The following is a 13,079-nucleotide window of genomic DNA, read 5'->3' as shown; positions in this document are numbered from 1 at the left end:
CAGGTACGCAACATGCGGGTAAGACGATTCCTATACAACAGGAGGTCATCATGAAGCTGAGAATGTTTGCCTTGCCCATCATTGCCGCCGGTCTGGTACTGGGGGGCTGCAGCCATCGTCATCACGACGGTGACAGCACCTACGACCGTCCGGGTTATCAGAACTCTGCGCCACCCCCGGCGCCTGCCACGATGCCGGACAACAACACCAACACCCCGAGCCCGGCCTATCCCTCCTCGGGTGGCTCACGCTGAGCCTCTATGCGTCACGGTCGCCCGCCGCGAGCGGGCGGCTCGCGCACACCCCATTTCCGCCCAGGTCAGGAATTTGCCCTGTAGCCTAGCAAATGACTGATGGCCTGGGCTTCCCGGCGTACCGCTTGACCTACTACGCCTTCCGGCGAAGGGTCGAATCCGCCGGATGCGCCTAGCGCCGTCAATACCGCTCGAGGGCGGCCCGTATAGTCGTAGAGCGGCGCGGCGACCGCGCTGATGCCCGGCAGATTGGTATCGCGTACGGAAGCGCAGCCGGCATCCCGCACGGATTGGCACAGCACCTCGATAGGCTCATGGGCGTCCAGCAGCGCACGCTGCGCGGGTGTGGCGGCCCGTAATTCCGACCGAGCCATTGCAGATACTTCGCGCTCATTCAACGCAGCCAGCAACGCGCGGCCGGTGGCCGACCAGAGTATGGGCAGCACCGAGCCTACCCGCACATTGACGGTCACGGGCAGGCCGGGCTCTTCAAATCGAACGATGGTGGGTCCTTTGTTGCCCATCACTGCGACAAAGCAGGTGACCTCGAGCTCCTCGCGCAACCGTATCAGCGAGGACTCCGCCATGCGGATAGGGTCCGCCTGCCGCATCGCCGCCAATCCCAACAACAATGTTTCCAGGCCCAGGAAATATTGCTGGGTAGAAGTGTCCTGGTTTACTAGACCGCCTTCCACGAGGCTCACGAGATAACGATGCACTTTGGCAGGGCTTTCGTCGATATGCGAGGCGATCAATGTCAGGCTCGCGCGTCCGCCCAGGCTACCTAACGCTTTGAGAATGGCGGTACCGGTCTCGGCAGCCTGGACTCGCTGGCGGCGTTCGCGAGGGCGGGTAGAGGCGGGGGTAGCGGATGGAGGGTTCATAGTGGGCATTAGGGGGGAGATGACCCGATGATAGGTTATCCCGTATTGACGATTTACGCATAGCGTATAGAATTTACGCAAAATAAGCTACGCTTTGCAGCCACAACACCACGGAGACAATCATGCCCTTTGGCCGCTTTACTCGCGCGTTCGCCTGCTCCCTCCTCACGATGACGGCGGCAGCCCCCGCGCTAGCCGACGACTATCCGTCCAAGCCGATTCGCTGGATCGTGCCGTATGCCGCCGGCGGTGGCTCGGATTTCCTGGCGCGTACGATCAGCCAGGGCCTGTCGCCGCGGCTGGGGCAAACCATTGTGGTGGACAACAAGCCCGGCGGGAATACGGCGATCGGCGCTTCGGAAACGGCGCGTTCGGCGCCGGATGGCTACACCATGTTGTCGGCCGACAATGGCACGCTGGTTTTCAATCCGGCGTTGTACGCAAAGCTGTCCTATGACCCTGAGAAAGACCTGGCGCCCGTGACGCTGCTAGGGAAATTCCCGATGATTCTGGTCGCCGGCCCCGCGCTGAAGGCCACGGACGTAAAGGGTTTCATCGCGGAGGTCAAAGCCAGTGCCAAGGGCATGGATTACGGGTCGGCCGGCGCCGGCAGTCCGCATCATTTGGCGATGGAATTGCTCAAGGTGGAAACCGGAGTGAATCTCGTACACGTACCGTATCGGGGTGCCGCGCCCTCGCTGGCGGATGTTGCGGGCGGGCAAGTGCCCGTCATGATGGTCGATCTGGCTGCCGGGGCCGGGTTCATCAAGGGCGGCAAGGTCCGCGCGCTCGCCGTGGCGAACCCCACACGTTTGCCTCAGCTGCCTGATGTGCCGACGTTTGCCGAGCTGGGCTACAAGAATGTCGAGGCGGCCGCTCAGGTAGGCATCGTCGTCCCGGCTGCAACGCCGAAGCCCATCATCGACAAGCTGAATCATGATCTGGTGGAGACGATCAAGGATCCCACGATTCGCCAGAAGCTCGTGGACTTCGGCATCGAGCCGGTGGGTGACACCCCCGCGGAATATGCCGCGCTGCTGAAAGACGAGCGCGTTCGCTGGCACAAGCTGATTCGCGATCTGAATATCAAACTGGATTAATCGCCTCTCGCGCGTTACCGCATTACAGGAACGACGTTATGTCATCACGTTTTAGTCAAGGACAAACCCAGGTCGACGGACAGCGATCCGGGCCCGTTGAGGTGTTGGGTGCGACGCACGCTCAGAACCCGAGCCCGGCAGCTGGCGCAGGCTGTCCAGTGCATCAGATGACTAACGCCGCTCCTTCCGGCTGTCCCGTACACGTGAGCCCTCGCGCCGCGGAGTTCGATCCGTTCGGTGACGCTTATCAGCAGGACCCGCCGGACTATGTCCGCTGGGCGCGCGAGCAGGAACCGGTGTTTTATAGCCCAAAGCTCGGCTATTGGGTCGTAACGCGCTACGAAGATATCAAGGCGATCTTTCGTGACAACATGACGTTCAGTCCATCGATTGCGCTTGAGAAAATCACGCCGACAGGGCCCGAGGCGAATGCGGTGCTGGAATCCTACGGCTACGCCATGAACCGTACCTTGGTCAACGAGGACGAGCCGGCGCACATGCCGCGGCGTCGCGCGTTGATGGAGCCTTTCACGCCAGAGGCGCTCAAGCATCACGAGCCGATGGTGCGCCGTCTGACGCGCGAGTATGTGGACCGATTCATCAATGACGGTCGCGCGGATCTCGTCGATCAGATGCTGTGGGAAGTCCCCTTGACGGTGGCGCTGCATTTCCTCGGCGTGCCCGAGGAGGACATGGATCTGCTGCGTCAGTATTCCATTGCGCACACGGTCAATACGTGGGGCCGGCCCAAACCAGAGGAGCAAGTTGCGGTCGCCCACGCCGTGGGAAATTTCTGGCAGTTGGCCGGAAAAATCCTGGACAAGATGCGTCAAGACCCTAACCAGCCGGGCTGGATGCAATACGGGATACGCAAACAAAAAGACTATCCCGATGTGGTGACGGACTCTTATCTGCATTCCATGATGATGGCTGGCATCGTTGCTGCACATGAGACGACGGCCAATGCGTCGGCTAACGCCATCAAATTGCTGTTGCAGCATCCGGACGCCTGGCGTGATATCTGCGAAGATCCCTCGCTGATTCCCAACGCGGTAGAGGAATGCCTGCGTCATAACGGTTCGGTGGCGGCATGGCGACGGTTGGTCACGCGCGATACGAATATCGCGGGAACGCCAATCCCGGCAGGATCGAAATTATTGATTGTCAGTTCGTCAGCGAATCATGACGAGCGCCATTTTGCCGATGCGGATCTGTTTGATATCCGGCGTGAGAATGCCAGCGATCAATTGACCTTTGGCTATGGTTCGCATCAATGCATGGGCAAGAATCTGGCCCGCATGGAGATGCAGATTTTCCTCGAGGAATTCACGCGCCGTCTGCCTCACATGCGTTTGGCCGATCAGGCATTTACGTATGTGCCGAATACGTCGTTCCGTGGGCCGGAGCATGTGTGGGTGGAATGGGATCCTCGTCAGAATCCAGAGCGTGCGCAACCCGAGATTCTGTCGCGTCGTCAGGCGGTGCGTATTGGTGAGCCGTCTACGCATGCGGTGACGCGGCCGGTGATGGTAGAGCGTGCCGATGCGGTCGCTGAAAATATCGTGATGCTGACCTTGGCCTCGCCTGATGGAAAGGCGTTGCCGCGTTGGACTCCTGGTGCGCACATTGATGTGGAATGCGGCGATACGGGGATGTCGCGTCAATATTCACTGTGCAGCGACCCCGCGGAAACTGGGCGGCTGCAGATCGCGGTATTGCGAGAAACAGAGAGCCGCGGTGGATCCGCCTGGGTGCATGAGTATGCGAGACCGGGCACGCGGTTGCGTATCCGTGGTCCGCGCAGTCATTTCCGATTGGATGAAACGACGCCTCGGGCGGTCTTTATCGCGGGTGGCATAGGCATTACACCGATCAGCGCGATGGCCCGCCGTGCGCGCGATCTGGGCATCGACTACGAACTGCATTACAGCGGGCGCTCGCGTGACGGAATGGCGTTGTTGGCGCAGCTGCAGCAATTGCATGGTGAGCGTTTGCGTGTGTATGTCTCGGAGGAGGGCACGCGGAATGATTTCACGGCATTGCTGGCGCAGCCTGCGGCGGGGACGCAGGTGTATGCGTGCGGTCCGGAGCGCATGTTGGAGGCTTTGACATCGGCTTGTGCGCATTGGCCGGAGGATACGCTGCGGGTGGAGCATTTTCATTCCACGCTGGGGTCGTTGGATCCGTCGAAAGAGCAGACGTTCGAGGCGGAGCTCAAAGACTCTGGCTTGGTGGTCACTGTACCGGCGGATCAGACGCTGTTGACTGCGTTGCGGGCGGCCAATATCGATGTACAAAGCGATTGCGAAGAAGGACTATGCGGGTCGTGTGAAGTGCGGGTGTTGGCCGGGGATATTGATCATCGGGATGTCGTGCTGACTCGGGCTGAGCGCGAAGGGAACGGCAAGATGATGAGCTGTTGCTCTCGGGCTCGGAATGGCGGGCGCATTGTGTTGGAGTTGTAGATGTTGGTTTGAGGCGTGGCGAGGATCAGAAGAACGCCCCGGTAGGCGGCAGGACGCCGTTGAGCAGGTGATCACCGAGAAAACGCTCTTTGTACAGGCGCGGGTTGTGGGACGAAATGACTTTGATGTTGCGCCAGTGCCGGTCCAGCGCGCCCTCAGTGGTGACGACCGAACCTGAACCCAGGTCTATCAGCCAGCCTGCCAGTTGCGGCGCGATGTCGTCGGCGACGATCTTGGCTTCGGTCGCCTTGAGCGTCGCAGCCAGGGCCAGTGCATCGGCCTGCGCGCTGCCGTAGGCGTCGAAAGCGGCTGCAAGCGCCAGTATCGCGCGTTCTATGACAGCTTCCAGTGCGCCGGCGTGTGCAGCGATGCGGCCAAGCTGCGCCTGAAGCACGGCTTCGTCACGCGGCATGTCGGCCTGGCCATGATAGAAGTTGCGCCGCCGTTCGTGGATGAGCTGGACACTGTCGCGCGCGATGCGGCGGGCGATGCCGGCGATGGCGTTGGTCAGGTACACCTGGTGGAAGGTATAGCGCCAGGTGCCGTTGTGCGCTGCCCGGGCGGGTGTGGGATAGATATCGCCGGCCTGGATGTGTACCTCGGCGAATCGCGTGTTGCCCGAGCCCGTGAGCTTCTGGCCAAACCCGGGCCAGTCGTCGTCCAAGTCCACGCCCGGAGCGCTGGTCGAGGCGAGGTACTGCACCAGTTCCTCCTCGCGGCTTTCGCGGGCAGGGCCGAGGAGCCAGTCGGCATAGAGGTTGCCGGTGGAATAGGGTTTGATGCCGCTACCCACATAAAAGCCCTGCGCGGCACGCCATTCCAGGCGTCCGGTAACGTCTGACGGTGCTTCGCCAGCGCGTTTGGGCGGGGCATTGCCGAAGCCTAGACCGAATGTGCGGCCTTCGGCGGCTTCGCGCAGCAGCCGCGCGTACAAGGGCTCGCAGGGCGCGCGCAGGGCTTCTTCTACCGCGAAGAAGTGATTGCGGAAAGCGTGCGCGATATTGGAGTCGGCATAGGACAGGTCGCGTGCGAGCTGGAAAAGATCAGGCAGCGCCAGTCCAGCGCCGCCTTGTTCGCGCGACAGGCGCAGCCTGCCTAAGCCAGCGGCCTTGAGTTCGGCGACGCGATCCCGGGGAAGCCGCCGCTCGACGTCGCGCTGCGGCGCTTCGTTGGCAATCGATTCGAACAACGACTCGAATCCCAGCGCGTGCGTGATGGCGCTCCAAGCGTAGCCTGACGTCTCTATGGCGAATTCATGCTGCATGGTATGGCTCCCGTCAGGCACTGAGGCGCTCGACGGCGCCGGGACGAAAGGGCTCCAGACCCAGATGGCCGCGCAGCGTGCGGGTCTCGTACTCGTGGCGATAGCGCCCCGCGCGCTGCAGGACGGGAATCACATGGTCCGCGATCAGATCCAGGCCGGCGGGCTGCACGTCAATGTTGAGATTGAATCCGTCGGCGCCCCGTCCATCCACCCATTCGATGATGTTGCGTGCAAAGCCGTCGGGCGTGCCCGTGTAGACGCGATGCCCGCCCGTGATGTTGGAGAACATCAGTTCGCGGATGTTCCAGCCGTTGGTGCGGGCTTCCTTGAGCATCTCGTTGCGGTGCCAGCGCGAGGCGATGGGTACGATGGATTCATTCGCATCTATCTTGGCGTGCGGCAACGGCGCGTCAAGATCGGCGAGGTCTGCAGGCTCCAATGCCAGGTGGCGGGCCAATTCGGCGCGTAGCGCCTCGGTGTTCAGCAAGTCGTCCAGCGCCCGCTTGTGGCGCAGCGCCTCATCGTCGGTGGAGCCCAGGATGGGAAACAGGCCCGGCATGATGAGCAACTGGCCGGGATCGCGGCCGAAAGAAGCCGCCAGGCGCTTGGTCTCGGCATAGAACGCTTGCGCGCTGGCCAGCACCCGCTGGCCCGTAAACAGCGCGTCGGCGTAGCGCGCGCCAAAGGCCTTGGAGTCGGCAGATTGGCCGGCCTGAAAGATCACCGGACGGCCTTGCGGGCTTTCCGGCACCGACAACACGCCGCGTGACGCGAAATGACGGCCGCGGAAATCGATGGGGCGCAGTCTGGCCGGGTTCAGGTAGACGTGTGAGGCCGCGTCGGCCTCGATGGCCTGTATCGGCAAACTGCTCCACAGGCTTGTGACGATCTCGACGAATTCGCGGGCGCGCTCGTAGCGTTCGGCCTGATCCCAGCCTTTGTCGACGCCGAAGGCGCCGAGCGACGGCGGGTTTTGCGAGGTGATGATGTTCCACGCTGCGCGGCCCCGGCTGATGTGATCGATGGACGCGATCTGCCGGGCGATGGTATGAGGATGGCCGAACAGCGAGGTTGTGGTGGCGACCAGGCCTACATACTGCGTATGCTGTGAGAGTGCCGCGACGAGGATGGACGGGTCCAAGGCACGCCAGGGGCGGGTGTGGCTTTCCGTCACCAGGCCGCCCGGGCCGTCGGCCAGGAAGATAGCGTCTATCAGAGCCCGTTCGGCGGACTTGGCGATGGCCGTGAAGTGGTCGATGTCGGTGGACAGGGCCGCAGCGTCGGGCAGGGTCTTCCAGGCGGCGTCGTGGCGGCCAGAGGCCAGTACGTTGACGCCCAGCCGTATCGGATTTGCAGACATGGTGGATTCAAACCTTGATACTGTGGTCAGCGACCTTGATGTTGGACTTGATGATGCCGTGCGAGGCCAGCCAATCGGCGGCCCGCTGGAACTCGGTGATGAAGTCATCGTCATCCGGCTCGTAGAACTTGTTTTTGCGGGCGTAGCTGACCAGCTTGTCGCGCACGGCGTCGTTGTACTTGCCTTCGCGTTGGGCAATGATCTCGGCTTCGACAGGATGCTCGGAGATCCACTGGCCCTCGATGTAATAGGCGTCCTGCACGGCGCGCACCAAGGCGGCATTGCGCGTGGCGAAGTCGCGAGTCACGACCAGCGAGCTGTAATCGATCAGAAAGTCCAGGTCGGTCCCCTCGAAGAAAATGTCCTTGGCGCCGTTCTGTTCCCGCGAGATGTCCACGCCGGGCGACCACATGGACCAGGCGTCGACCTTGCCCTGGGCGAACGCGGGGCCCGCGTCGGGCGGATTCAGGTAGACGAACTGCACCTTCTCGCGCGGCACGTTGAATTTCTCCAGCGCGGCGACGACCAGGAACTCGCCGAGCCCAGCCCTGTTGACCGCCACGCGCTTGCCGGCCAGGTCACGCACGTGGTTGATGCCGCTGTCTGTCTTGACGATGATGGCGGTCGAGCGGGGCGAGTACACATTGAAGGAGGTGAACACCAGGGGCGAGCCGGCCAATATGGCCGCCAACGCGGGCGTGGTGGAACCCCAGAAGCCGAAATCGGCGCTGCCGCCCACGACTGCCTGCAGCGAGGGAGCGTGGTTGGCGAACGGACCTATCCATTCGACTTTGATATCTCGTTCCTTCAGGCGTTTTTCCAATTCGCCGCGTTCGCGCGCGACCAGCGGGATTCCGCCGCGGCCATAGCCCAGGCGCACAGTATCCGTATCGCGGGTACCCTGGGCGGCCAGGCCTCGCGTAGGGACAATCAATCCTGAGGCCAGCGTTGCGGCGCCCATTTTCAGCAGGCCGCGGCGGGTCAGAGGGGTATTAAGAACGGGCATGAAATGCAGCTCCTGTTTTTTGGGGTCGAAGGCTACCGGCGGATCAGATCGTCGGCCACACCCAGCTTGGTGAGCAGGCCGTGGCGCAACTGTGTGAAATCGTTTTGGCTGCTGGTGACGTGCTCGCTGGCAATGCGGCCGTCGCGCATGACCAGGATGCGGTCGGCGATGGCAATAGCCTCGTCGACATCGTGAGTCACGATAAGGACGCCGGGGCGATGGCGCGCCACGAGTTCTCTTACCAGTACGTGCATCTTGATGCGGGTCAGCGCATCGAGCGCGGCGAAAGGCTCGTCCAGGAGCAGCAGGCCGGGCTCTCGGACCAAGGCTCGGGCCAGCGCCACTCGCTGCGCCTGGCCGCCCGACAGGTTGCGCGGCCAGTCGTCCTCGCGGCCAGCCAGGCCGACCTCGGCCAGGGCGGCGCGCGCCTGAGGCACGGAATCGGACGGCCGTCCGAGCATGACGTTATCGAGCACGCTGGCCCAGGGCAGCAAGCGGTGCTCCTGGAAGACCACGGCGGCTGAGCCGCGGGCGTGGATGGTGCCGGCATCGGGCGCATCCAGGTCGGCCAGCGCGCGCAACAGCGTGGTCTTGCCGCAGCCGCTTTCGCCGAGCAGGGCAACAAACTCGCCTTTGCGTATGGTGAGGCTGAGGTCTTCGATGACGGTGCGTTCGCCGTAGTTGCGCCGCAGGCCATGCACTTCGACAGCGAGTTCGGAAGCGGGAATGAGGGTATCCATGGTTCACCCCTTGTCCGTGAAGTTGGGATGCCAGGACAACAAGCGGCGTTCCAGCATCCGAGCCAGACCGTCGGCGACGACGCCGATGAGGGCGTAGATGATGATGGTCAACACGATGACGTTGGTCTGCAGAAATTCCCTGGCATCCATCGCCAGAAAGCCTATCCCCGAAGTGGTGGCCAGTGTTTCGGCGATGACCAGCGCCAGCCAGGCCGTGGCCAGCGAGTAGCGCACGCCGGTCAGCACTGAGGGCATCGCACCGGGCAGGATGATGCGGCGCACAGTGTCCAGCCGCGACAGGCCCGTGACCTGGGACACTTCCAGCAGCTTGGGGTCAATCTGGCGGATGCCGAGGACGGTATTTACGTAGAGAGGAAAAAATACGGCCAGCGAGACCAGGAAGATCTTGCCTGTCTCGTCCACTCCGAACCACACGATGACCAGCGGCAGCAGGGCCAGGAAGGGAATGGCGCGGATCATCTGGATGGGGCGGTCCAGCAGCGCATGCGCCACGCGGGAGAAACCTGTCAGCACGCCGAATCCGAATCCGGCCGTGCCGCCGATGAGAAAGCCTGCGAGGGCCCGCAACAGGGAGGCCCCCAGGTGCCGGAACAATTCCCCGGAACGCAGCAGGTCCCATGCGGTGATCAGTATCGAGCTGGGAGGCGGGAGGACCTGAGAGCGGATGAGGCCCGCTTGGGTAGCTGTTTCCCAGACTATGACGAGCAACACCGGAACTAGCCAGGAGAGCAGAAAGTAGTTGGCCGGATTGATGATGCCGGCGCGCGCCGTCTTGTTGAGAGGACGGGTTCGCGCGGCGCTGCGTACCGAGGTGTCAGCGTGTACAGAGGGCGGCGAGGTGGCAGTACCGAGGGACATGAATCGTGCCTGGAAACGATGGGTGAGCCGCAGATTCTAGGTAAACACCTCTACGGGGCAAACGATCAATTCGTCATTTTTTAATCAGGCATATTCAAATTACGGCGCTGTTGTTTGACATGCTTTCGGTGTTCTCTACATGCCGTCGTGGCGTGGGCAGGTGTCCTGGTTGCGTCAACCACTCGTGAGCCCGAGCAGAGGCGGGCGCAATATATTCAATCGCGCTATATACTGCGCACCAACCAGGAAAAGGGAGGAGCCTCGTATGGGTTTCGGTTCATTTATCCGCAAACAATTTATCGACATCCTGCAATGGAATGAGGACACCGATGGCGTACTCGCCTGGCGTCATCCCATGCAGGATTTTGAAATCCAATATGGGGCCAGCCTGACCGTACGCGAATCGCAGATGGCGGTGTTCGTCAACGAAGGCCAGATCGCGGACGTGTTCGGCCCCGGTATGTACAAGCTGACCACGCAGACGCTGCCGGTGCTGACGTACCTGAAAAATTGGGACAAGCTCTTTGAGTCGCCGTTCAAGTCGGATGTGATTTTCTTCAGCACCCGGTTGCAACTGGGACGGCGCTGGGGCACTACGCAACCCGTGACGATACGCGACAGCGAATTCGGCATGGTGCGGCTGCGCGCCTTTGGGGTGTATTCGTATCTGATCTCCGATCCGGCCAAGTTCTATCGCGAGATCAGCGGTACGCGCGATGTCTTTACCGTTGACGATCTGGAACAGCAACTGCGCAATATGGTGGTGGCGGCCATGACGACGGCGCTGGGCGGATCGAACGTCGCCTTTTTGGATATTGCGGCCAACCAGGGCCTGATGTCGCAAAAAATCGCCGAGGCGCTCGGCCCGGTGTTCGATCGGTATGGCATCAAGCTCGATAACTTCACCGTCGAAAACGTGTCTTTGCCCGAGGAACTGCAAAAGGCCTTGGATACGCGGATTTCGATCGGGATAACGGGCGATCTGGGCAAGTACACCCAATACCAGACCGCCAGTTCCATTCCGATGGCCGCGCAGAACGAAGGTGGAATCGCCGGTATCGGTGCTGGCCTGGCCGCTGGCGCGGCATTGGGGCAGACCATGGCGCAAGGGCTCGTGCCCGGCGCTGGCGCAGCAGCCGCTGCGGCGGCTGGGTCTGCCGGCGCGGACCCTGTCCAACGCCTGCAGCAACTGAAAGATCTGCTGGACAAAGGACTGATCACCATTGCGGACTACGACTCGGCCAAAGCCGAGGTGCTCAAGAAACTCACCAGCTAGAACACGATGCAGCAGGTTCTGTGTCCGCAGTGCGATGCACCCGGTCAAACTTACACGTTACGTGTGTGGAGCGAACTTCAGAGCCTGCTGAGCCGCGGTGGCGATGCTGGTATCCCGACGCCAAGCGACGCATGAGGACGCCCGTCGGCGGCGACTACTGCGCCTCGGCATCATAGACGACCGCGACGCGTGCAAAATTGGCGCCGTGCTGTTTGACGTCGAATTGAAACGGCACGCTTTCGCCGGGCTTGAGCGTCGGCACGCGCAGTTGCTCATAGCGCGCGCCCGTCAGATGATCTTTGGCATCGTACAGGCTGACCCATACGCGGATTTCGTCGACGTTGCTTGACGACTCATTGAGCACACGGCCGAACACCGTCACATACTTGTACTGATAACGGTACGTGAAATTCAAGGTGCCGCCGCCAATGCCCGCGTCGGTTTTCTCGATGGTGACTTTCAGCTTGGGGCGCGGACCGGGCAGGGCGGCGGGTTTGGCCGGCTGCCAGTCTGCCTTGATTTCCGTGATCTTGTTAAAGCGCTCGCCCGTGAACATCATGGGCACACGTTCGCCAGGATAGATCGTGCCGGGCATCGTCCACTCGTGACGCAACCCGATCGCGGTCGATCCCTCAAAGAACGCCATTGTCACGTTGGGATCGACCATGATGGTGTCTTTGCTCGTGTTCACGAACTCCAGATAAAGCTGCGAACGCCCGATTTCGCTGGGCAGCCGATGCGGATCGACGACGGCCATGACTGAGCTGTCGAAAAACTTGAAGTTCTCGTCCAGCAACTCTTCGGTACTGAGGCGCAAATGATCGATGACCCGGACATTGGCGGGATCGACGTGAATGATGCGGGACGGACTGGGTGTCGGCGGGACTTCTGTCGCTTGTGCAAACACCAATGAGGGAATCATGCCGGCCAGCAGCACGGCGGTGTAGCGGCTAGCCTTCACTTTGCACCATATAGTCATAAGACGCGACTTTCTCGTCGCTGAACATATCGCAACGTACATCGAACGGTGTGGCGGCGTTTGGCCCCAGCTCATTGGCCACGCCATAACCTGAACCCACGCCAATGATGCGGCCGTCTTTGCCATACAGCGTGACGACAATTCTGGCGCTGCGCGCCGTGCCCATCTCGATGTTGCGCGCCAGCCCCACCAGACGATAGGTGCCGTCGTTGAGGACGAGTTGCACCTTTTCGGCGACCACGGCACGGCTGATACGGTCGGTCGGAGACACGCGCTGGACTTTCAACTCGTAGCGAGTGAAGGGTTCATCGGGCATCGATAGGCGCACAGGCGCATACTCGCCCGGCAACAGCGTATTGGCGACCGGTGAGCCCGAGGTGCTGCTCAGCGTCAATGCATCCCGGTAAAAGGTCGCCGATACGGTCGGCGCGTTGATGTCGCGGCCCGTGTCATTGTGCATCAGCATGACGAGTTCGCGGCCACGGCCGGTCTTGATATTCTGCACATCGGTGAGCTTGATCAGAGCAGGATCGATGGGCTTTTCGGGCTCGTAACGAGGGACGGGCGTACTCGAATCGTGCAGCAGCGTCATCACGAGCGGCACCAGAAAGACTGCCGCCACCGCGGCAATAATGATCGCAATCGCAGCCGGCTTGATTTGCACCGGCGCGGGCTGCGGCTGCTGCATGCCCCGCAGGATTTTTTCCAGCCGCTGGGCAACATCGTCCTCGACCAATGTGACGGCCTGGCAATGATTGCAGCGATACTCGTTGGTCGCGAGCTTGGTGAACTGGCTGCTGCCACAGGCGGAGCAGGTCAGTGTGATGGTGTTGATGGTGGTACGTTTGGTGGGCATGCGCGCGGCCCCGCTT

At 61.7% G+C, this 13,079-nt stretch carries 12 protein-coding genes; 4 read left to right on the top strand and 8 right to left on the bottom strand.

Translation table 11 applies throughout. From position 1 onward, the window contains the following. Positions 1–50: 50 nt before the first annotated feature. Positions 51–254: a hypothetical protein gene (locus tag ACYVIT_RS14275; protein ID WP_415805216.1), complete on the top strand. Its 204-nt coding sequence runs from the start codon at positions 51–53 to the stop codon at positions 252–254. 65 nt (positions 255–319) lie between these two features. On the opposite strand, the gene ACYVIT_RS14270 is transcribed toward ACYVIT_RS14275, so the two are convergent. Then, positions 320–1,147, bottom strand: a complete 828-nt coding sequence (locus tag ACYVIT_RS14270; RefSeq protein WP_415805215.1) for an IclR family transcriptional regulator — start codon at positions 1,145–1,147, stop codon at positions 320–322. Positions 1,148–1,260: 113 nt separating this feature from the next. On the opposite strand from ACYVIT_RS14270, the gene ACYVIT_RS14265 reads away from it, so the two are divergent. Both ACYVIT_RS14265 and ACYVIT_RS14260 read left to right on the top strand, forming a co-directional pair. Further along, positions 1,261–2,238, top strand: a complete 978-nt coding sequence (locus ACYVIT_RS14265) for a Bug family tripartite tricarboxylate transporter substrate binding protein (protein ID WP_415805214.1) — start codon at positions 1,261–1,263, stop codon at positions 2,236–2,238. A gap of 167 nt (positions 2,239–2,405) precedes the next feature. Continuing rightward, positions 2,406–4,703, top strand: a complete 2,298-nt coding sequence (locus ACYVIT_RS14260) for a cytochrome P450/oxidoreductase (protein ID WP_415805279.1) — start codon at positions 2,406–2,408, stop codon at positions 4,701–4,703. A 25-nt stretch (positions 4,704–4,728) separates the two neighbouring features. Here ACYVIT_RS14260 and ACYVIT_RS14255 read toward each other — a convergent pair whose 3' ends face one another. From ACYVIT_RS14255 to ACYVIT_RS14235, 5 genes are read right to left on the bottom strand one after another with little or no spacing between them, the layout of a single operon-like run. Beyond that, positions 4,729–5,967 (bottom strand): acyl-CoA dehydrogenase family protein, encoded by a 1,239-nt coding sequence (locus ACYVIT_RS14255; RefSeq protein ID WP_460478212.1) that lies wholly within the window; start codon positions 5,965–5,967, stop codon positions 4,729–4,731. Between the two features lie 13 nt (positions 5,968–5,980). Next, a complete protein-coding gene (locus ACYVIT_RS14250; RefSeq protein ID WP_415805212.1) occupies positions 5,981–7,327 on the bottom strand; it encodes an NtaA/DmoA family FMN-dependent monooxygenase in 1,347 nt (448 codons plus the stop codon). Between the two features lie 7 nt (positions 7,328–7,334). Then, positions 7,335–8,333, bottom strand: coding sequence for an ABC transporter substrate-binding protein (locus ACYVIT_RS14245; RefSeq protein WP_415805211.1), 999 nt, complete (start codon positions 8,331–8,333; stop codon positions 7,335–7,337). Between the two features lie 32 nt (positions 8,334–8,365). Then, on the bottom strand, positions 8,366–9,073 hold the full coding sequence (locus tag ACYVIT_RS14240; protein WP_415805209.1) for an ABC transporter ATP-binding protein: 708 nt from the start codon (positions 9,071–9,073) through the stop codon (positions 8,366–8,368). A 3-nt stretch (positions 9,074–9,076) separates the two neighbouring features. Further along, positions 9,077–9,952 (bottom strand): ABC transporter permease subunit, encoded by an 876-nt coding sequence (locus ACYVIT_RS14235; RefSeq protein ID WP_415805208.1) that lies wholly within the window; start codon positions 9,950–9,952, stop codon positions 9,077–9,079. Between the two features lie 265 nt (positions 9,953–10,217). On the opposite strand from ACYVIT_RS14235, the gene ACYVIT_RS14230 reads away from it, so the two are divergent. Continuing rightward, positions 10,218–11,228 carry an SPFH domain-containing protein gene (locus ACYVIT_RS14230; protein ID WP_415805207.1) on the top strand — a complete coding sequence of 337 codons (1,011 nt, stop codon included), beginning with the start codon at positions 10,218–10,220 and terminating at the stop codon, positions 11,226–11,228. A 154-nt stretch (positions 11,229–11,382) separates the two neighbouring features. On the opposite strand, the gene ACYVIT_RS14225 is transcribed toward ACYVIT_RS14230, so the two are convergent. Both ACYVIT_RS14225 and ACYVIT_RS14220 read right to left on the bottom strand, forming a co-directional pair. After that, positions 11,383–12,189 (bottom strand): FxLYD domain-containing protein, encoded by an 807-nt coding sequence (locus ACYVIT_RS14225; RefSeq protein ID WP_415805206.1) that lies wholly within the window; start codon positions 12,187–12,189, stop codon positions 11,383–11,385. Continuing rightward, on the bottom strand, positions 12,179–13,063 hold the full coding sequence (locus tag ACYVIT_RS14220) for a hypothetical protein (RefSeq protein ID WP_415805205.1): 885 nt from the start codon (positions 13,061–13,063) through the stop codon (positions 12,179–12,181). The genes ACYVIT_RS14225 and ACYVIT_RS14220 overlap by 11 nt, the downstream gene beginning before the upstream one ends. Between the last annotated feature and the right edge of the window lie 16 nt (positions 13,064–13,079).

It is taken from the genome of Bordetella muralis (assembly GCF_054781015.1).
Note: the sequence above shows the minus strand (reverse complement) of the source record. Positions and strands in the feature narration are given on the sequence as shown.